The sequence below is a fragment of the Bdellovibrionales bacterium genome (assembly GCA_019750295.1).
In the GTDB taxonomy this organism is placed as follows: domain Bacteria; phylum Bdellovibrionota; class Bdellovibrionia; order Bdellovibrionales; family JAGQZY01; genus JAIEOS01.
The window spans coordinates 1-21,457 of sequence record JAIEOS010000029.1 but is presented as its reverse complement, the minus strand read 5'-3'; the positions used below and the strand labels follow the sequence as shown (position 1 = coordinate 21,457).

Sequence of the window (21,457 nt, the reverse complement as noted above, 5' to 3'; positions counted from 1 at the left end):
CCTTTTTTGTTATTCAGGAACCTGGAACCTTAAAATTACGCTTTAGCCCAAGACATGCACCAGCCTTTAGAGGCCACAACTTTTCCAGAGAAAAGTTCGCAAGGTCCGTAGGCGGCCTTTTTATCACCGGGTTTACACGCTGTGTCCCCAGTGGCGCATTTGTTAAACTTTGAGCAGTTCGAGCAGAACGCTGTTTTGTCCTTGCGGAACGTTGCATCTGCGGTGTTGGCATCATGCTTATATTTTAAAGCATTGCCCATAGGATCAGATTCCGGGAGAAGATTCGCCGGAGCTGCAGGAGCCGCTTTATCTGCAGCTTGAACAAATTTGGGGAGAGCCAAAACTGCTGGCAAAACGAGCATACCTTGAAGAACACGACGACGGTTGACTGTTTTCATAGAAACCTCCTAGAGCTTAGTTGAAAACGAATTGAAAGCTTAGAGATATTTAAATGAAATTTACCGAAGAGGTCAAAACTTATGACCTCGTTCTTAAAAATCTGCGGTGTATCAGAGGCCTGAAGTCTAGCCTTTAAAAAATTTCTTAAGTTTGTAGATCAAATTGAAGCCTAAACCCTTTTCGGCTTTGAGCTCTAAAGCCTTCTCCATAAACTGATCCGAATTGGGTGTTTCCATGACCATTCCATCCATGACCACCACTGGAGTTTTATAAAATCCTAAACTCTTCGTGCTTTGAAGATGCATCTCCACCTGGTCTTTAAATTCGCGCGCCAAGAAACACGTTCTAAAGGCGTCAAAGTTAGCTCCGAGAGACTTCACCGTTTCGTTGATGTTCTCTTCAAGCGAAGTGTTCTCGAGTTTCTTTAAACTGTTTGGAAACGACCAAAAATACTTTTCATCCTGCTTTCCTAAACACATCGAAGCCTCGGCCACCATGCGTTCTTCATTGTTGTTATCCGCAAAGTTAAAGACGTAGCTGACACGATAGTATTTGGGGTAGGTATCGGCAAGATCGCTCAAAGTGCGTGTGATGTCTTTGCAATCTTCACATTGAGGGTATGAGAACAACGCAATTTCGATAGGACCCGTTCCCTTGTGAGGAGCGGCATCGCCCACTTTTGGAAGTTCAATTTTAAGCGAAGGCTTTTCGAAGCCGACGGAGATCGGACCTTTAACGATATTTTTGGCGACATACTCAGCGGTCATTTGATCCCGCTGGCGAGCTTGGATCGTATCCTTCAACTGAGCTTTGAGCTCCTCGGTCAGTTCCTTTTCAGTAATATTGTTTTTGCTTGCGAAATCGAGAACGTCTTTTTCCGTAACTGCGTTACCACCTTTAAGAATATTTTTTTGAATATATTCTTCCATAGGCATATTCGCCTCTTTCGAGGCTTGAAGGATCTTACGGCGAGTCACGATGCCTTCAAGGGCTTGAAGCTTCTGTTCAAAACTTGCAACCATCAATCGCCCCATCAGCAACTCTTCTTGAGCGATGTCATCGCGAGTGAACGTTTTGCCGTTCAACTTCGCCGCTTCCTTTTGATTTTCGTCGAAGGACACCTTAATTTTGCTGATCACCTTTTTACCGAGGATTTTATCGAGCGACTCTTTGGGTTCAGCAAACCCATAGGTGATCATTACATCTTCACCCGTTTCACCGTTGGCGAGTTGAACACCCTTCTCGTAAACGCGGATCAACACAATTTTATTCACCCGCTCTTCGAGCTCTTGCAGTGCCGGGGAAGGACTGTAAAGCTGAGAGGAGGAAATATCTTCGCCTTCAACTTTTGCGGAAACATCCTTCGGAAGGCTTCCATCAAAAACAAAAGTATAAGGGCTTTTAAAAGCGATGGTGTTGCTCGGCTTAGAGTCGCAGCCAGCGAAAGCTACGGCGACCAAAGCGCCTAAGATAAAGATTTTTTTCATGTTTCCCCTCCACGGTCAGTGATATTCGATATCCAATGATACTGAAGGAATGAGGATTAGGCCAACGATTTTCGAGACAGGCAACCAGTCCCTCAGACGGATCGGAGCACTACTTTAGTCAAGCCCGAGAAACCTGGACCAACTCTAGAAACATTCAAAAGAGGGCCCGCATTTTAACGAAAGGGGTCACCGTCCACTTTTCTGCCTGACGAATATGCTGCGCCTGGATCTCGTGGGAGTTTTCAATGTCTGCCACCGTACGAGCGACTCGGAGTAGGGCTAAACGCCGACGCTGGGAATGAAACTCCGGCAAAATTCTTAACAGATGTTTGTCCGAAAAGGTTTCGATGATTTCCAGCTCCGAGAGCGATTGATTGGGTCCTTTCTGTTGGCGAGTTCGATCAACATATTCAATCGTCGCTAGACACTTCTCTAAAATTTCCTGGTGAGTGACTTTTCGCTCTTTCGTTTTCGACCACTCGTGGGTCAAGGCCATAATGGGAAAGCGATCGATAAATGGTCCCGAGAGTCTCTCGAGATAACGTCGAAGATTTTGACTGGAACAGCGACAACGTTTGAGTTGACCCGGAGAAAACTCCCCACACTTACAAAGATTGGTGGTGCCGATGACAATCGCTTGCGCCGGAAGCAAGCGCCGCTGATCACTTCGCGCAACCCTCACCACTCCCTGCTCCATGGGTTCCCTGAGTGCCGCTTGCACGTCTTGGTGAAACTCCGAAAGCTCATCGACAATAAGTACTCCTCCATGAGCACGAGAAATCTCTCCAGGGCGCACCGGACTGCCCCCGCCAATCATCGCCAGTGGCGTGCTCGTGTGATGGGGTTGCACGAGAGGGCGCCAAGCCCAAGCATCACCAAACTGGCGACCGATCCGCCGATATTCCCTAGAGATTTTAAAATCTGGATTTTTTAAAAAACAAACCACCGCCTCAGCAAAAGTGGTCTTACCGCTCCCGGCAGAACCGGCGAGTAATGCATGATGCTCCCCCACCGCGACAATTTGTAAAAGCCGGGCGACGTCTTCGGGGAAACCCTGAACCTTACACTGAGGGCGTTGAACCGCTGAGGTCTCTGGAGCCGAAGCTTCGCAGTAGAAAAACTCGGACTGCAGTTGATCTAAAGAATAGGTGGGTTGCCAACTTCTCCCCTTCCGATAGCCCGTCACAAGAGTGAAATGTTCGGAGGGAATGTCCTCCATATCATCGGGCGGGAGAACTGCGCCCGACAGACTGAGCTCGCCGTAAACGTAGAGGGGAATATCTTGCTCCGTCGGCTTCTTTTTTTGACCACTGATCCACAAAATACCCAAGGCAATGGCGAGCTCCACACCCAAACTGGATTTGCGAATCTCCCGAGGAGAAAGACTCACAATGATCTGTTGACCGCGCGGCATATGATAACCTTGATTGAGTAATGCCGATTGAATTTTTTTGGCACTCTCTTGAATTATTTTATCTGGAAGCCCCAAGATCGTAATCTGTTGAAGACCATTAATACACTCGATCTCGACATCAATGGGACGTAAGCCGTAATAATCTTTTATAAAGGATTTGATGACCATACCGATCGACAATGCAAATTCGAGGTTCAGCGGAGAAGCAAAATTTAAGATTTAAACGACTAGAGTTCGCTTTCGGGAGACGGATCATCCGAATTGTCTTCAACGATGTCGAGATCGCCCATTTGCGAAAGCGGATGATGCTCATCAATCGTCTCTCGCATTTTGGTGTTGGAGACGGAGGTATAAATTTGCGTGGTTTGTAAACTCGAGTGGCCAAGTAACTTTTGAATCGAGCGGAGATCTGCTCCGCTCTCCAAAAGAGCCGTCGCACAGCCATGTCTAAACTTATGAGGATTAACCGTATCTTCAAATCCTGCTTTTTTAGACCATGCATCCAGCCATCGCCAAATGTCGACGCGGCTCGGACGATGTCCTCGATCATTGAGTAAAATGGCATTGGTGTTTTCTTTATTTAACACCGGACGGACATGATCGATATAGATTTTTAATTCTGATAAAAGCTGCTGAGTTAATGGAATAATACGTTCTTTATTTCCTTTGCCGCGAACCTTCAGCCAACCTTCGGTGGCGTAAAAATCTTGAAGATTCAGCTGAATCAATTCAGTCACTCGGCAACCTAATCCAAAAAGTAAAAGTAAGGTGATCTGATTGCGAGCGGAACGATGGGGATTCGTTTCCACCACGCACGCCTTATAGAGTCTCTCAAAGTCCTGATACGTGAGGGCTTGGGGAAGAGCTACGGTGACTCGAGGTGGACGCAGTTTTGTGAGGTCAGGAATTTTATCCCCGCGAGCTTCGCAAAAACGATAGTAGGTGCGAATACTACTGAGGACTCGCGCTTGCGAGCGAGTCGAAAGCTTATGCTTATCGAGAAAAGAATAGAGGTCTCTGAGATCTTTATGCTTCTTTTGAAATTCTTCGAACAGCTCGAGATCGCGGCGGTAGGCCTGAATGGTATTGAGAGATCTCCCGCGGATATGCTCTAATTCATCAAAAAACTCGACCCACCACTTCAATACCATTTCTAGAGTTTCTCAACATATGGAGGGAAGTGGCATATGCAGTGCGATAAAAATGAAAGAAGCCGAGAGCTTAGGCACTCGGCTTCCTCATTGTCCTTATTTAAGGAAGATTCTCTTAGAATCCACCTTGAAGGCTAATCGTTTGGTTACAAACCGCACCGTTCACAGTTTCTACTCGTAAAGAACCGCTAAGCGTTCCCGTTTGTCCCTGAACAGCGCCACCGCTAATGTTCCCAGAGAGAGTTCCAACGATCGTTGCGCCACCTGTAAGAGTCACTCGAGCGTTTTGAATGGTCACCTGACCGTTGTACCCAGTTCCAGTCCCAACCGCGTTCACGAAAGTGTAGTCCGTGTTCGTCGGGATGTTACAGAAACCGTAGTTTCCACCAGTTTGACCTTGGCAGTAGTTATTCCACTGACCACAGTTTTGGTTTTGAGTTTGACCTTGGCAGTAGTTATTCCACTGACCACAGTTTTGGTTATAGTTTTGGGTATAACCGATAGTTTCCATGTAGTAGCAACCATAGAAGTCACAGACTAATTGTTGAGCGACAGAGCGCGGAGAATACTTTTCTAACATCAATGCGTATCCAGAGCGCACATTGGCTGTACCGTTCAATTTGATGCTCGTGTTGTAACCCCACTGCGTGTTCTGTTGCTGCGTTGAGAACGCCGCTACAGTGATACGAAGTGTTTGCGCGCCTTGCTGACTTGTGAAAGTTCCGCGACCGCTTCCGCGAGCCAGGAAAAATCCTGAAGAATACTGTTGTCCAGCAACGCACTCGCCGCTTAAACATTGAGGAGCTGCGGCGGCGGCAGAGCCTCCTTTTTTCTTTCCACAAGCTGCGCTCACAGCGATAGTAGCCATCGCTACTCCGTACATCGCAACTTTGATAAAGTTATTTAGTGTCATAAAGTCTCCTCATTTTTTAAAAACATTAGTATTTTTAAAATTTATTAACTTGTCTTTCATAGACCTATAGAGCGAGGAACGTGCCAAAATGGCATTTCTTTAAACTATTGATTTTACTAATGAAATTAAGACTAAGGAAGAATGTGCCGAAATTCGGTCTGCCGTAAATTGTCCTTTAGCTAACTTTTAGACAGTCAGGTAAAGGCTTCAAAGGGAATAAGTTTCGCTTTCATTTTGCGATAAAGAATTGGTTCGAGTTGAGCTTTCTTTTTGAATCATCAAGTGAGCCTGCGGGTAATAATGAGCGAGGATCTCTTTATATGTCTTTCCTGATTTCGCCATACTGCGGGCGCCCCACTGACACATTCCAACGCCGTGACCATGGCCTTTCCCTGAGAAAACCCATTGTCCACCCACTCGGCGCAGGTCAAACAAAGTACTTTTGATCTTGTCATAGCCCAAGATGCGACGGACATCCTCACCGCGCAAACGCTTAAATATCCCTTTCGAAAACAGCACATCGACAGACTCCACCCGCTGGCTGGCAAAGCGCGAGCGAACAATCACATCGACCAGTTCCAGGCTCGAGGGCAAGTAGAATTCGGACTTCAACCGGTGGCTCAGCTTATCGGGCCCCCATTGGCTCGACCATTCATTCTCTTTCCGCTGTTGACAGGACTTATCTTTGGCCGCCGATGTATCTATATATGATGTGCCCCAGATGCTTTTTGCCGATTCTGTTGATCCTCCACAGTCCGCGTGAAAGTAGGCCTTTAGCATTTTATTGTTCGACGTAGCGAGCACTTGGTTATGAGTGGCGGCGATCGCATCATCCACCCGATCTTCACTGGCAGATTTTTTTTGCCCCGAAGCCGGAAGGCGAAACACCTGATCCATCACGGTCGCCTGCACATCGTAAGCTTCGTTCTTTTGAGACTGAGCCTTCCAAAGAGCGTACGTGCGCGAGGCCACAACCTGAGCTTTTAAAGTTTCTGCAGGCCAAAGCGGAGGCATCTCGTGGGGAATAACCCCTCTTAGATATTCGTCGACCGGCATGTGAGCGACCACATTCATCGTTTGCCCTTGAGACGATAAAACTAAAGGGTGACGGAGATGCTGTTTCTTCCAGTGAATTTCCGAAGAATTAAAAATCAAAGTTGGACCAGGAATCGAATACGACTTGCTTCGGCCTCCGACAAATACAGCCTGCACATTCCACTGCTTGTTTTTTCTTTCAACTTTAAAGGTGGCGGGTGTTCCTAAAGAATACTGAGTCGTGCTGTTCCCCATTTCCACGGGGTAGGATGTTTGAAAGCTGAGAATTTTTTCCTGACCGAGAAGCACACGAATCGTGTCCTGGCCGTAAGCCGTGCTCGACAACAACAAGAGGCTCATCCACCCGAAGAATTTGATCATCTCATCAAGATTACTTGATCACTTTGGATGTGGCGACGAGTATCACTCTCGCGACGGACTCACGTCTAGTCTGTGCAGTTGTTATTTAAGTGTTTGAATTTGAGCCCAAACTTCTTTTTTAAGTTCAGGTTTTTTGAGAAGCGTTTGAGGATCATAGGTAGAGATAGAAATCGCCAACCCCAGATCCTGAGCGAGAGAGAGCGTTTCCGTGGGATGAGCACTCATCACCACAACATCATTGTCAGTCTCAACCGTTTTTAAAGTTGTAGTGACTTGCAAACTCAAGTCGGTCAGTTTCTTTTTAAGTGCACCCATCATTTTCTCGAACAAATCTTTTTCTTGAGGAGAAAAATGAGCCGCCCCTTCCTTAAGAACAATAAACTTTAGCGGAGCCGCCGGATTGTAAAGCCAAAGAGGCTCCTCCACGGAGGCCGCGATGGTGGACGCTTTCCCCGGTCGAATAAAGTGGTCAATGCCGTAAAAGTCTTTGAGATAGTCCGCGTAGTTCATTGGATGTTTTTTCCCACAACTCTCGTCCAGAGTCCACGGAATCTATCAACTCGCGCCTCAGCTTATTCCTAAGAGCGCCGATAGGGCTTTTGTAAACAACGAGGACGACACTATGAGCAAAGAATCTTATAAAATTGATGCCAATGACAACTACACCGATCTCGACATTTTTATTGAACAACAGAACCACTGCTGTCTCTGTTTAAACGAACTTCACTTCGACCACCAGATGGATTACGGCACCAACACTTTAACCGAAACGGCCACGTGTGGTCAGTGCAATATAAAAGTTTGGGAAAGCAAACACTCCACCCACTAAGCTCGGCGAAATCTTCGGCTGAGCCAGCCCACACAAATCGCGTAGTAAGCGAGAATCAATCCAAGATCTAACGACCAGAAGATCCAGCCTCCGATGGGCGGGTTTAAGATGGCAGTCGCCGGAGAGTCTTTTTTTACAAGTAAAACTAATATGTCTTGATCCATGGGAAAGGCAAAGCGAACAATTCCCCGCGAGATCCTTTGTTGGTAGCGCTGATGACCCATATTATATTCCACGGTGATCGAGGCTCGCGTCTGATCGATCACCGTCCCTTGGACTTCAACCGTGGGACCTCCGAGTCGAACAAAAACATCCTTGGACATCTCATAGGTGAGAAAAAATATATAAAACGATCCTAAGACCGCAAGGATGATATTGAACTTAGAAAGCCCAGACCCTTGCGGTTTTTCCATCTAGAACTCAGCCTTAACCAGAACGCTCGGTGTGAGGTGCCAGGCCGTCACATCCGCATTGACGGTGGTTGTGGGGATCGGAACCAGTCTGTGAGTGGCTTCCATCTGAATGTAATTCATATCCAACTTTCCACCGAGGTAGAGAGCCGGGATAATTTCTTTCACCATATTGAAGCCCGCGTGGAAACCGATGGCACTGTCCACATCAAATTCGTCGTCAACCACCACCGGATACATCAAGCTCGCGCTCGCCTCGTAATTCCACTGTTGCTTGCGCATCGTCTCGTAACTGACACCGGCGCTAATAAACGTGATCGAGTTGCTGTAAACGCGGTACTGAGAGGCGCCGACTTGCTTTAAGAATGGAAAGTCATGAATTCGAATCCCACCGAGAAAGCCCCAGCGAGATGTCTCGCTCTCTCCAAATTCAGGATAATACGTCACGTTCCCGCGAATTTCGGCCCAGCTAAAATCGGTGTTCTGCAAAGTGTAAGCCCCATCAGGATCGATATCGGCCATGCGGTTGATGTACCCCAAATCCGCCTTCCAGTCGGAAGCCCAGCGATACTCCCCGCCAATTTCGAACATCGGAAATCCCACACCGGAGATCGTTCCAAGGTCATCGCCCGGAGTCGGTTTTTCGCTAAAGCTGTAATAAGATAAGCCCAGGCCTCCCCAAACGATCACTTTTTTAGTCACCCACGACTTCCACTCATCGCGGTCATTCACCACTTGTCCCATATCGGACTGACGATCATAATCCCCGAGGATATCTTCGACCTTCACATTTTCCTCGTCGCGACGAATTTTATAACTCTCTTCGATAAATTTAAAATCTTCGGCCTGACCGGTGGTTGGAACTTCAAAGCTAAAGCGGTAGGGAATCCACTTCCCTTTGCTAAAGATTTCGAGAGGAATTTCCACGGCCGTGGTCGGAAGATAGAGATGAAACGAAAAGTAACCAGTCTCGTTGGCGATCACCGGGAACTGCACACGATGCTTTTGCGGTATGCGCGCCCAGCGAACATTAGAGCTTGAAAAAATCATCTTTACTTTATTGTCGCGAATACGAATTTGCGTGCCCTGGCGAGTAACTCCCGAAAACAAAAGCACTCGGCGATTATTTCGCTGCAGCTTTTCGGGAACCACTTCGGGCTGATTCCAATCGATTTTTTGCGCGTAGGAATTGAAGCTAAAGATAAAAAAGAAAAGGAATAGGAATACCTGGTGTTTTTTCATTGATGATTCTCCCTAGGCCCTATCTTATTGAACTTTTAGGCGAATCGACAATGAGTTTTTAGGGATTGAGGGGGAATTTGATGGGGAAGGGGCAAAAATTCAAGATCTCGGAGCGGCAGATGCCGCCCACGAGATCTTGGAAAAGCATTACGTGCTCATTAAGGCCGATCCTGCCAATATACATGAGCAGAAAATAACCAATAATAGCATTTCTTGTGCTTTCAACATACGTCCTCCAAGGTTCGTCGGCGAAGCTTGAACGCCGATCGTTGGGCAATGTTGCAAAGGAAGGACCCGCTCTCCCCCGGTTATAATGATTCTGACCTCCACTAATACCTTTTTCCGTCGCCCGCATAAAAATCAGGGACATCTTACGGCACTGATTGAGCTCGGTCCGGACAAAATCCCAAAGCGTTCTTCTATTTGTATAGAATCCGGACAACACCGGCAATCTTTACAAGGCGTCTTATAAATACCAAAAGTTTACTATAGTATCCTCGTCCATGACGAAATATCGATTCCTCAAAGTGACCTTGATTGCCAGCACCATTTTTTCTGGTCCACTCGTATGGCCCAACTCGGCTTCGCCCAACCAGGATTTAACGACATCTTTTAGAAGTTTTATGAATCAACCTGAGGGGCTAGGCGCCTCACGTCTTGATGATTTAAAACTTTACCTCAAGAAAGTCTGCGAAGTGAAGTCGGGCCAACAGACTCCATCCGCACTCATCGCTAAAGCCTGCCAATTTCCACAGATGGCCGACGCCTTTCAAAAATTGACCGAACTTTTGATGAAAGGAAACGGCGAAAACTGGGAAGCTCCTCAAGACTGGAACGAGAACACTCTGAGGTCTGGTTACTGGAACATCAGTCCCTTTGCAGATGTAACCCCGGAAAATCCGGAGCAACATTTTCGAAACACTCTCAAGTGGTTAATTTTAAAAAAAGCTCTTGTGCAAAGCCTAGGGTCCGCAGAAGAAGTCCTTCGCGCACACAATGACACCCCATCGGCGACGGCGGCCAGTCGCGTACTCCCTGCTCTTCGCGCCTATCTCCAGGGCCTGGGATATTTAGAACAGCAAGCCGCGTTTCTTGAGCAAATGCGCTGCAAGCCCAATCAACCCGTTTGTCAGCAGGTCAGGCACCAAAGAATTGAAGATCTCGCCTCCCTTATCAAAGAATATGGCCCGCAAATGATGTTCCTGCGCGAGCGGCTTCAAGATAAGAATAACGAACTCTCAACAGATACAATGGATAAGGTCCGGACAGTTCAAGAAATGGACTCTCTCCTCCAAAGTCTCGACAAAAACTCCCTCGAACAACTGATTCGACTTCTAGAGAATCTCAATTCAAATCAAACACTCGCCGAGTCCCTTCGCGAATATGCAGACCTCATGAAGATCGAAACTCAACAATTAAAAAATCTATCGGACACTAAAAAAATTCAGCTTTGGAATAGTCTCGTCGAAATGAACGATTGGAAAAAAGCATCCGAAAAGATTTTAGAACTTCAGAAAAACTCTCAATCCTCAAAAGTAACCATCCCCAGCGATCTTACCGAAGTGAAGAAGTTGTTTCTAAGGGATCTTTTAGAAACGATTCAGCCAGCTGAGCAATTTTTAAAAGAAGAGGGTTTGGACCTTCAATCCATTCCTAATTACAGAGCTCAACCAAATAGTGCTCCACACAAGGGTTCATAATCATGCAAAAAACTGTCGTCTCATGGATTTGGATAACTTTGCTTCTGGTGGCTTGCTCCTCAGATAAAGGTCATGTTCCAGTCGCCTCAAGCTCTACGCCACCGGCCAAGGCCCCAGAAGGTGATAAAGCTGCCACGGGCTACTTCGAGGGAACCTACAAACCCTACTTCCGCAAGATGATCATCAAGGGCACCCATGGCTCTCAAGTGAATGTGTCGTTAGCTTCCATGGGTTGGTGTCAAATCGTGGAGAAAACACCCAACACATCGAAGTCGATTCCTTGCACTTTCAATGAAATACTTCAACTCACTCAGGGCGCACAATCCTATTATCTTAAGAGGCAGGTCACCGGCCACTACCGTAAAGCCACGGATACCGAATGGTTTCCCGAATTTGATCTCTCGACCTGGAAGCAAACTCCAAATTTAGCAAAGGGTCTGTCCACACTCTCAACCTCTGATGACGACTGGAAAAAAGCTTTGGCGGAGATCAAAGATCTTCCCCAACAGGAGGCCAACACGTGGACACACCTAGTGCCAATGACTCAAGTGCGAGACGCACACGTTCTCACCCACAAGTGGGCCACCGAGCGCTGTCGCTTCCACCCCCAGTGGAAAGAGTTTCGAGAAAATGATGCCAGATCCGAAGGTAACCACCTGCTCTTTAATCAGTACGTTTCCTACTTCGATGTGGTCAGCCGGCAGACATTTACTTTGCTAGAGACCGATATTTTCCAAGAGCAAGTCGTATCGATTCCTACTCTCAAGCTCAAGCAACCGAACTCCCCTCGCTCTGTAGCTTGGGAAGAGATCTCGTCTTTAGACTCTCTCGAATATACAACAGAAAAACCTGAGGACGTGCCTGAGGCTCTAAATCCCCAGAGAATGATCAATTTTGCGGAATTCAATCGATACTGCGATATGGCCTACAATTCGTTGGATCCTGAGGATGATCCGACAAGAGAAAAAAACTTGAACCTGTATTTCCCATACTATGATGCTGAAAAAGACAAACAGCTCTCCCAAAAAATGGTGGATATTGCGAAGTTCCCTCATGGAGTTTCCAAAATTCGTCTTTTTAGCCGTACCTCTATGTCTGGGCCGTTCACTCAAGCCCTTAAATGGCACAAGGCGATTCCAACCCTAGACAACCTAAAAACCCACCCAAAGATTTACCAGGATTTTATAAGAGCTTATGGCCGCAAGGCCTTGGAGAACCCATGATGAAAAAAACTATGATGCTATCGCTTTTACTTTTGGCAACACCAGTTTGGGCAGAGCCTTTTGTGCAGTCTAATCTCGAAGTGGGAATGATGGTCTCAGGCGTAGGATCCCATAAGAAACGCGGCAAATTCGCCAAGTGCGGTCGACTGAGTGGTAAAATCGAACCTAGAAGTGTCGATCGCCACGCCGCCATCTCAGCGGCAGGTGAAAAAAGAATTCAACAAACCGGCGAACTTCGCATCGATGCGTGGGCTGGGCCTTTTATAACTCGATCCCTCACCCTACAGACTCGATTTGAAACTAAGAACGAAATTGAAACTGTCGAGGTCAACCTGAAAGATCAGCAAGTACGTAAGTATAATTACCACAATGCTAAAACGTGCTCAGTGGACACAATGAACTATGCCGCCGATCAAGATTTTATGCGCGGGCGCCTTCGAATTGGTTACCGCATGCCAAAGAATACCTGGGCGGTTATCGTTAAGCGTAAATCTTATGAGGGTATGCTGAGCCCCGTTTTTTCTAATGACGGAAAGATGGTGTCTTTAAATACCAATCACCAGACAGGTGCGCGTGAGGCAATGGAGGTCATTTGGGGAGCCCCCGAAACAGATGTCTATCAAGAGTTCACATACGATGATAAAAACTCAGTGAAAGGCTCCGAGGTCACGGGACAATTTTCAATTGAATTTCACCCGCTTGTTTCGAAAAACGATAAATTAGTGGCCACCGAAGTTTTATTTCAAAAGCTCAGTGAAGCAAGCATAGAATTCAGCAAATTGGAAGACGAAGAAACAATACAAAAAAATAAAGGACTTAAACGCCTCGAATTAGTAAAGCAAATCTTAGGCATTACGTCGTCCCCAGAGAATATCAAAAAATTTGTTTCATATACCTCACTCGAAGATATCAGAAAAACGACCCAACTCCTTTCGGCGATTATGCTGTCGCCAGATTCGGGTCAATACAATTGGGATCTTAAAGCCGCCGCCGTGATGTTAAGTCACGAGGTCGCGTTGTCTTTTTTAGAGGAAGTGGCCCCCTACTGCTCAACTACATCCATTAAATTACCGCACACGGGAGAGAACGTAGAAGTGCTCGGTCTCAAACTTGCCACCTATCTTTTGGATCGTGCTCGACGAAAAATTGATAGCCACAATTTTGAATATCTCCGTGCACTTCTTGATGCGGTCTACAAATGGGAAAAAGAGGGTCTAACTTATTCTCAAGTCAGGAACAGCGCCGAAAAATTTAAACAACTTAAAGATGCTTACACAATCATTCGAAACACAGTCGACCTGAGTTCAACACCCTATGCTGTCGCCAAAAAAGATATCACGACCTTTAGGTCGAAGTTTTCAGTCGGACCCGCGTCTGTCAGCTCTAATAAGCTCCTCAATGACCTCGACGGTCTCTCGCAAATGGAGAAGCAGTTTCAAAACGTTTTCCTCGAGCTGCTGCGAGAGTTCAACGCCTCCAACTCAAAAAAGATCGATACCTCAAAGATCGGCAACTTTATTGCGAGCATGGAAGACACTCGTATCCGTGCCATCACCGAGCTTGATATGAACTTTAGATTCTTGTCTTCAAGCTCTAATCCGGATCCTACTAACTTTTTAGGTCTCATGGTCGAAATGATTACACAGAATGTTGGAGCTCTTAATGGAGAAATGCAAAGCGAATTTCGATTCGTGAGAGATGGGTTTGTAAATAAGGATCGAAGCGCAAGAGTTCTCGGAAACACGAGAGCTTGTATCCAGTAGAGGTTCAAAATGAAATCGCTTGTCAAAATTATCATCTGCATTAGCCTAGGACTTCCCGCTCGCAGTTGGGGAAACGAATATTTGGCGCCTGCCGAAAACGCCGTAAAAGAAGCTCGCGAAAGAGCCGATGCGCAAGTCAAGTTCATGGTTGAAAGAAATTTTCGAAAAGCACTCGAAAAATTGCAAATCAATCTCGCGCGGGTCGAAGAAGCAAAAAGACAAATCACAGTCTACCTGAGCTCTTTGACCGAAATGGAGGAAAGTCTTAACCGATTCTCTCGTTTAGATGCGAATAGTCTCGCGCAATCGGGCGAAGCCATTCAAAAAGCGATAAAGGACTACGAAGTTCTTTATACCAAATTACTGGATCTCTCATTTAAGCCTTCCGAGTTACAAATGGAACTGCAGAATATCGAAGGAGCCATGGTCAATCTTCTGAACCACTTTCGTTACGAATGCGAAACCGGTGTCGCCGATATGGACTTTGATTCCTCTCTACCTATCGCTCCACCACCACCCCCCTACCGTGCTTTTACTGAATTATCTGTTTCGACCGACCCCGGCCAAAACTCCGTCCAACATCAATCATTAAATTACGAAGATAAAGGTACAAACGATTTTATAAAATACGGAGGCTCCGCCAGTGGTCTCGCCATCTCTGTGGGTCTAGCATCTACGGGCGCTCTCGCTTCGGCCGCTGTAGCCACCGGGGGTATTGGATTTGCCGTGGTCGCCGTTGTAGCCCTGGTCAGTTACCTCTCCAGCAGCCGCAAAGCTTACAAACAAATGAGAAAGTATATCGATGCGGAGAACCATAAATTTATAAACACGCCTCGAGCCGATTATATTGCAAAGGAGTATAAACAGTCTTGTAAAGAGCATTTAGCAACTCTCGAAGAGATTTCACAAGTGGTTGGTCAAGCGACGTCTATAGACAACAATATCAGAGATCTTCTAAGTAGAAAAAATAAAAGTGTAAGTGATCGCGTAGAGGCAACTCGGAAAGAAGCTCAACGCATTCAAGAAAACTTTTGTAAGATAGAGATTCTACGGGGTTACAAGCTCAACAAGTGCGTGGGTGAAAATTCGATTTGCGAAATCAAAGACGACTTTGCCTATCGAAAGAACGGACACTGCGCTGTTAAGATAGCAGAAGTGAATCAAGAGAAGCTGCTTCAAGATTTGACAAGAGAGAACAACACGAAAACCGCAGACACCACTTTAAATAGTCGCATGATCGAAATGGTCAAGTATGATATCGGCGAGTTCTTATTGACCGAACGCCAGAAGATTTCCAAAAGTATCAACTCCATATCTTGGGCCGAAGCACTACAGTCTCAAGGTAGAGCTTTAAGAACACTGATCAAAATCGTGCACGTGGGCCAAATCAATCGTGACCTTCAAGATCCACAAGTCCAAAAGCTGATGGCTGATCTAGAAATTGATAATACGGTCAACTCCCTTCATAGCCAATTCATGGACGTTATCGCCCATGCCATTAAAGCGATTTTCGAGCCGAAGCATAGACCCACTTACGACGCCGCCGTTTCAAAGTGGCGTTTAGATTACATGAAAGTGAGAGCGAATTACTCCTATGTCAGCGCCATATTGAATTTTGATAACTCACTTAAGCAGCTCGAGCATTTAATGAAGGACTCTCAATAAATGAAATCTCGGATCTACTTACTATCGATCATTTTCTTTTTTATTTTCAGCGGTCAGCTCAGTGTGGCCGAGCAAAATGTATCAGTGATTTACCACAGACCGCATTCTAGGACTTCCGACCCGCGATCCATGGGCATCGAATCCGTAGAGTTCGGTCGACGAACCGTAATTCAAACGGATTCGAGTGGAAAAAATTTTCAGGCGGTCACCAACAACTACTCCATTCTTGAAGGCTACAAACCCACGGCCCCTCATCAATTAAGTCTGGACCTGAACGCCTACAGATCCCGACCGGTATTCGGTGCCTCAACCTACTTCGATGCCACCGGCAAGGCGGTCGGGCACGGATTTGTGGTGGGCTCGGCGCAAACGGGCTACGTCGATCTCGCAAAAGTAGGAATCGAAACATTCGACCGGTTCCTTGGTGGAGGATCTCAATCCCAACTGAACAAGTCTCTAGAGAGATACTCGAATCACCTCCGAGAAGAACTGCAACACAGTCGACAGGCGAATAACAGCCTTGCTCAAGCCATCAAAGAAAGTACGAATACTCTACAGAGCGCACGCAATTCCGTTGCTAACACATCCACCCAAAACATGGCTCTTTTGTCCTCCGTTGTAGGACAGCTTTCCGCCATCGATCCCACTGAAATTTATAAAATCCAGACGGGTGTCGCGATCGCAAGGGATCCTCTCAGCTTTCGAAGCTACAAAATGGACCCCAATACTCGAAAAGACGTCGCGGATCAGCTCAACAAAGACCTCGCCAGTGGAAATTTTAATAAAGCTGTTGAGGATTATGAATCTCTTCAGTCCGCGACAGATCACTCGAATGTGGAGGGATTCAACTCTCACGGTATTTTGGTTCCCGAAAAGTTAGATCCCGCTCTTCCTACGAGTCCCCTGGCCCAATTTCAGCCCGAATCTCAAGACCCGGTCAACAAACAGATCGTGCAACGGCTCGGCAATAAATACCAAGCGGCCTGGGGACAATCAAAGGGCCTAGAGAATTTTTCGGATCAAGCCAAGACACAATATGCCGTGGGCTTAGCTCATCTACGATTTGCCGATCACATCGCTGATGGGGATCGCCTGCGAGGAGAAGCTTATCTTCGAGTTTCGCAGGCCCTCCTCGAAGGATCGCTAGGTTTTGCTGAAGGTGCTGTCGATCAATTGGTGTCGACAATAAAAATGTTCCCAGAACTTGCTGCGGCCGCGAGAGACTACGTCAAGGCCGTCAAAGAAGACCCCAGGTACATTATTGACTCGGCAGTGAACCTGTATCACGCGATTCCGGAGATCAGTAAGGCCGTTTGGGGAGTGGCCGTCGAAAACTGGGAAGTGATCAAGTCCGGTCCCGCTCGCGAAAGGGGAAAAGTTTTAGGAGCCATCACGTTCGAAGTGGGCTTTGCCTACTTCACCGCCGGAGCCGGCACGGCCATAAAACTTGAGTTGCAAGGTACACGCTTCGCAGTGACCTCCACGAAAGCGGTAGAGGCGACGAAGCAGGCGTTTAATTTCTCCAAAAACTTTTCGGCCCAGACCAGCGCAAAAATGACCGCGGCCATCAGCGAGACATTAGACGGCCTTAGATATGAATACCGAAAAGTTCTCTCCCAAACTATTCCAAAAGAAAAAGCGGGAGAAAGCTTAAAGCTGTATCGAGAACTTAAAAATTCACCCATCCCGGAGTTAAACAAGATGGCCGAAGACTACGGCAAACTGGTGCTAAAAAGCGATCCGTTTGCAAAGCTTTCGTCAGTAGCTACCAACGCTGGGGACATTTTGAAAGTATCTTCGTTTGACGAGACGGCAGTCGTTGGGGTCTATAGAAGCGACGATATAAACAACTTCTTAAAGAACACAACGGTGTACACCAAACCTCCAACAGCCTCCGGCGCGGACGTGATCGCAATTAAACTCGACCGGCCCCTAGAGCTCGGCCGTTTCCATGGCCCTAATAATCAAGTCGGTCAATTTTTTACAAGTTGGGACGATATTGCCAATATTTCATTTACAGAAGCTCAGAGAAAGTTTTCCCTTGATTACCTTCCTGAGATGAGAACAAAATTTACTATCGAGCAAAATACAGAAATTTGGATGTCAATAACAGGCCCGCAAGGCAACAACCCCGGTGGACATTTGCAGATTTACATTCCTACGGACATTAAGCCTCAATGGTACCAAAATTAGAATAGAAGGATATGCGTTACGAATGAAGTATAAATCACTCAAAGAATGTCTAATTGCGTTTGGTGAAGACTATGAGATTCAATTCAATGAGATCGAGTCCTTCGCCGGAAAAAGTCTAATTTATTATATAGAAGGCAGCGAACAGTTCCAAAGGCCTTGGAGACTTTGGATTACTCACGATAAACTGAATAATGTTCAAGTCGTTGTCGACAACGTTGATACGAACGGTGAAGAGCATGGGATATCGTTCACTTGTGTGTCCTTCGATGTAGTCTATGATCGATTGAGAGTCGCCTATTCTTTGGCAATCGCTTCTAATAGTTTAAACTACAAAAATGATCAATATTTCGAAAATTCAGAGGAGTTAAAAAAGTTTGCTTCGGAGGATAGCATTCAATGGGTACCAAAATCATTGATAAGATTCCGGACCGGACATCTCCATATCGTCAGTCAAAACAATCCGATATCCCATTGGAGGGTTTGGATACAGGATCGAACGCTTTTCTTAGCCCAAAATGGCTTCAAACGAAGCTCAAAAACTCTGACCTCCAAGTTCATGAGCTTTAAAACTTCCCCTTTGAACAAAGATGAACTTTTAAAGGTTATAATCTTTGCTGCAAGGATTGCGGACTAAGTCGATGACGAAATACACAAGAGCTGTCTTAACTTTAGACACTTTGGTTCATTAAAGAGAACAGGGAGCACCTCCAACCTACCGGAAGCTGGTTTAGACTTTGCAATTCATTGGGTGGAAGCCGCGTGCAGAGTCCGAGAAAATTTACAAATCCTGAGATAAGATTTCAATTTTTTCTAATTCTGCCCTAAACAATGTTGATCTACCTTTTGCTATTTTTGAGGTTTTTATGAAATGGATTCTTTTTATCATGTCTATAGTGTTCGCTTCCACATCCTCCGCAAGGGTCGTTTGTGGTGTAGATATAGGTGACAAACCAATTCACATCATGGCGAACCAATGCAGAATATACGGACTTAGAGATTTCAAAAAGAAATATAGCGCACATCCAAACTACATTCGAGAGTGCATTGTCGACGGAAAAAAAGTGGTGGTATCGGTTCTGGTACAGTATAATTTCGCGGCCGCATTCGACTTCACTTCTCCAGCAACACGTTTATGCCGAACGCCAGTTGGTCCTGCGAGCTACGAAGGTGTAGAGGGTTTGTTCAATGATGAAGACCAAGACCAATCGTTGGATACTACTATTGAAATTTAATAACTGGCGGCGGGGATCTGCTGTCTCAAAATAGTACAAATGATTTTCTCTAAACTGCTAAATTTTAATAGAAAATTAATTTTATCAAATCTTTAAAAAATGTGCGGTTATATCCGATAATTAGTCTATGCGGGGACCAATCCATTTTGCACGGAACTTATCAGCTATTTTCGTACTATTGTACTCGATGATGGCGAATGCAGATACATATCGCGAGAAGATAGAAAAGTGTACGAAAGCGGCAGATGATTATGAAGCGACGAGGGGTCGCGGCGAAGAAACAGGCATTCTCAAACAAGACTGCCTAGAGGCCTGCCAACAAACTCCGGGAAATGTACGTCCGAATAATACTTGGGAAGCAGGCAAGTTTAACGCCCAAAGGAATCGATGTTTAGATCAAAAGTATAACTGTGGAAATGTTGCTCTTTGCCGTACCGCAGTTGCTGACATTCAGATTCGTTGCAAGACTAATCCGCGTCCCGCCCACTGTGACGAGAACATGGCCACGACCTGCGTTCAGGCCTGCGCAATTCCTCAAAACAATAATTGTACGGAGTACGACAAAAATCAGTTTGGGCAGTTAGGCGAACTTTGCTCCGTCCCCTCGGCTCGCCCGTTAATCACTGATGCACAGGCCACGCAAATTTTACGGCAACGTGAACTCGATATGATTAGAAACGGCGGAATACCCACTCAGGAGAGCTCATTTCGAAGCCTAGCTTTCGGAGATATTCCCAGAACACCGACCCCTCCCAGAACAGTGGCTACGGAACGAAACGACAATCCTTCGACTAATCAAGACGCCGTCAATGGCAACGTGACGCCCGTCACTGAACAGAACTCGGGCCAAGCTCAAGCAGCAACGACATCCCAAGGTGGAGCCGGGGGGGATGCCGGCGGCGCTGGTGGTGCGATGGGCTCCTTCGGTGGTGGTGGTGGAGGAAGTGGTGGCAGCTTTGCGTCTGCACCCAGTGGTAGCGGGAGCGAAGTGACCGGCGGAAGATCTCAGAGCGATGGTGGCGGATCGAGTAGCGGTATCGGTGCCGGTGCACCCGCTCTCGGAAGCGATTCGCTCTCTTCGAGCGATGGGGTTACGGGTGGCGGTGGTCGTGGCGGAGCTGCATCTGCACGAAGAGCGTCAGTGCCCGCAGCCGGTGGTTTATTGCCTGGTGCCAGTTTCGCCGGCGGAGGCGCTGTCGGTGGAGCTGGGGCATCTCCTGCAGCAGGATCAGCCGCCGCAGGCACTGGAGGTCCGCGCGCTCCCGGGTCGAGCAATAGCGCAAATTTTAATTCGCAGTTTCATCGCGGGGGCGGAGCGCAGTCGCCGCAAGCCATTGCGGCTCTCAAAAAACAAAACCAAAAAGTAAAACGCAAACGAGGCCGCCGCGGCGCTGGGGATTCATTGGATACGTTTATGAGTAGCCTGTGGGGTAAAAAAACTTTTAAAGCGAAACGCATGCCGGCCCACGCGGCTTACCATAATCCCGAGATTGGTCGCGGGATTCATGACGTCTTTCGACCCGTCACCAATTACTTTAATAGCCAGCCTCTCGAAGAAGATGGCAGCTTAGCCGAATAAAAAAAATGCGTCACAAATCCAATCTGTGACGCATTCACTGAGCTCATCTTAAATTCTTAAAAGAATTCTGTTTAAACGTCAGAGTCAGTAAGATCCTGATCTTCTCTACGGCTGGAGCCACTGGAAGACTCTTGAGATCTTTGATCTGATGTTTGATCGGAGCTCTTCTCCCAATCTTTTTCACTCTTCATGGGTTGTGAGCTTGGACGAGCCGAACCTGCATTTTGCTTTTGTATTTTAAGTGATGCAATCGAAAGACCAATGTCACTCTCGAGCCATTTTGATTAGACGTAGGTGTCGGGGAAATATTCCCATACCGACGACCCATTTTTCCAAATTGACAGGAGAGTGAAAGGTCTAGAGTGTTAAGGACAAGGCGGAGAGGAGCCATTATGAAAAAATCGTTCGCAGTTTTTCTATTCGCGATTTCGGGTATACTTTTTCTTCTGAGTTCTCAAGCTATTTTGGCGCAATCTTCTCAGCGCGAACAGTCTTTAAACTATTTTGATCAAGCGGCGAAAGTGTTTCAACATCCACGTTGTCTCAACTGTCACCCCGCTGGCGATCGTCCTTTGCAAGGAATGGATATGCACGAACATATCATGAACGTTCAACGCGGTCCCAAAGATCACGGCACCACGGCCGTCCATTGCAATGCCTGCCACGGAACCGAGAACAACAAATACTCACTAGTTCCAGGCGCACCACACTGGCAGTTGGCTCCTCGTCAGATGGGATGGGTGGGTCTTAGTAAAAAACAGCTCTGCCAAAAACTTAAATCAGGGACTCAGCCGGGCCGAATGGCGGGCGATATGACTCCCGAAGAATTTATTAAGCACAA

19 protein-coding genes are annotated in these 21,457 nt (G+C 46.7%); 10 read left to right on the top strand and 9 right to left on the bottom strand.

Features of this window, described 5'->3' with window-relative positions; genetic code table 11:
- Positions 1-35: 35 nt before the first annotated feature.
- From K2Q26_07890 to K2Q26_07860, 7 genes are all read right to left on the bottom strand, one after another.
- Complete coding sequence (locus K2Q26_07890) at positions 36-398, bottom strand: high-potential iron-sulfur protein (GenBank protein MBY0315425.1); 363 nt, start codon at positions 396-398, stop codon at positions 36-38.
- Positions 399-524: 126 nt separating this feature from the next.
- The gene (locus tag K2Q26_07885; protein MBY0315424.1) at positions 525-1,886 is read right to left on the bottom strand and encodes a thioredoxin domain-containing protein; all 1,362 of its coding nucleotides are present in this window, start codon (positions 1,884-1,886) and stop codon (positions 525-527) included.
- A 154-nt stretch (positions 1,887-2,040) separates the two neighbouring features.
- Positions 2,041-3,468, bottom strand: coding sequence for an ATP-binding protein (locus tag K2Q26_07880; protein MBY0315423.1), 1,428 nt, complete (start codon positions 3,466-3,468; stop codon positions 2,041-2,043).
- 59 nt (positions 3,469-3,527) lie between these two features.
- Positions 3,528-4,451 (bottom strand): tyrosine-type recombinase/integrase, encoded by a 924-nt coding sequence (locus tag K2Q26_07875; protein MBY0315422.1) that lies wholly within the window; start codon positions 4,449-4,451, stop codon positions 3,528-3,530.
- A 115-nt stretch (positions 4,452-4,566) separates the two neighbouring features.
- A complete protein-coding gene (locus K2Q26_07870) occupies positions 4,567-5,364 on the bottom strand; it encodes a hypothetical protein (GenBank protein ID MBY0315421.1) in 798 nt (265 codons plus the stop codon).
- Positions 5,365-5,571: 207 nt separating this feature from the next.
- A complete protein-coding gene (locus K2Q26_07865; GenBank protein ID MBY0315420.1) occupies positions 5,572-6,759 on the bottom strand; it encodes a SpoIID/LytB domain-containing protein in 1,188 nt (395 codons plus the stop codon).
- A gap of 102 nt (positions 6,760-6,861) precedes the next feature.
- Complete coding sequence (locus tag K2Q26_07860) at positions 6,862-7,290, bottom strand: hypothetical protein (GenBank protein ID MBY0315419.1); 429 nt, start codon at positions 7,288-7,290, stop codon at positions 6,862-6,864.
- A gap of 112 nt (positions 7,291-7,402) precedes the next feature.
- Between K2Q26_07860 and K2Q26_07855 the strand changes: the two genes are divergently transcribed.
- Positions 7,403-7,609: a hypothetical protein gene (locus tag K2Q26_07855; protein MBY0315418.1), complete on the top strand. Its 207-nt coding sequence runs from the start codon at positions 7,403-7,405 to the stop codon at positions 7,607-7,609.
- On the opposite strand, the gene K2Q26_07850 is transcribed toward K2Q26_07855, so the two are convergent.
- Together K2Q26_07850 and K2Q26_07845 are read right to left on the bottom strand one after the other, a co-directional pair.
- Positions 7,606-8,022, bottom strand: a complete 417-nt coding sequence (locus K2Q26_07850) for a hypothetical protein (GenBank protein MBY0315417.1) — start codon at positions 8,020-8,022, stop codon at positions 7,606-7,608. The two genes, K2Q26_07855 and K2Q26_07850, sit on opposite strands and share 4 nt — an antisense overlap.
- On the bottom strand, positions 8,023-9,261 hold the full coding sequence (locus tag K2Q26_07845) for a hypothetical protein (protein MBY0315416.1): 1,239 nt from the start codon (positions 9,259-9,261) through the stop codon (positions 8,023-8,025).
- Between the two features lie 503 nt (positions 9,262-9,764).
- Here K2Q26_07845 and K2Q26_07840 point away from each other — a divergent pair.
- The 9 genes from K2Q26_07840 to K2Q26_07800 all read left to right on the top strand — a co-directional run.
- Positions 9,765-10,961 carry a hypothetical protein gene (locus K2Q26_07840; protein MBY0315415.1) on the top strand — a complete coding sequence of 399 codons (1,197 nt, stop codon included), beginning with the start codon at positions 9,765-9,767 and terminating at the stop codon, positions 10,959-10,961.
- 2 nt (positions 10,962-10,963) lie between these two features.
- Complete coding sequence (locus K2Q26_07835) at positions 10,964-12,184, top strand: hypothetical protein (protein MBY0315414.1); 1,221 nt, start codon at positions 10,964-10,966, stop codon at positions 12,182-12,184.
- Positions 12,181-13,947, top strand: coding sequence for a hypothetical protein (locus tag K2Q26_07830; GenBank protein MBY0315413.1), 1,767 nt, complete (start codon positions 12,181-12,183; stop codon positions 13,945-13,947). The genes K2Q26_07835 and K2Q26_07830 overlap by 4 nt, the downstream gene beginning before the upstream one ends.
- Before the next feature lie 9 nt (positions 13,948-13,956).
- The gene (locus K2Q26_07825) at positions 13,957-15,612 is read left to right on the top strand and encodes a hypothetical protein (protein MBY0315412.1); all 1,656 of its coding nucleotides are present in this window, start codon (positions 13,957-13,959) and stop codon (positions 15,610-15,612) included.
- The gene (locus tag K2Q26_07820) at positions 15,613-17,805 is read left to right on the top strand and encodes a hypothetical protein (protein ID MBY0315411.1); all 2,193 of its coding nucleotides are present in this window, start codon (positions 15,613-15,615) and stop codon (positions 17,803-17,805) included. It begins immediately after the preceding gene.
- Positions 17,806-17,827: 22 nt separating this feature from the next.
- Positions 17,828-18,439, top strand: a complete 612-nt coding sequence (locus tag K2Q26_07815; protein MBY0315410.1) for a hypothetical protein — start codon at positions 17,828-17,830, stop codon at positions 18,437-18,439.
- Positions 18,440-18,668: 229 nt separating this feature from the next.
- Positions 18,669-19,037, top strand: coding sequence for a hypothetical protein (locus tag K2Q26_07810; protein ID MBY0315409.1), 369 nt, complete (start codon positions 18,669-18,671; stop codon positions 19,035-19,037).
- 127 nt (positions 19,038-19,164) lie between these two features.
- Complete coding sequence (locus K2Q26_07805; GenBank protein MBY0315408.1) at positions 19,165-20,616, top strand: hypothetical protein; 1,452 nt, start codon at positions 19,165-19,167, stop codon at positions 20,614-20,616.
- Positions 20,617-21,008: 392 nt separating this feature from the next.
- Positions 21,009-21,457 (top strand): hypothetical protein (locus K2Q26_07800; GenBank protein ID MBY0315407.1); only part of this gene is annotated, 449 nt, incomplete at its 3' end.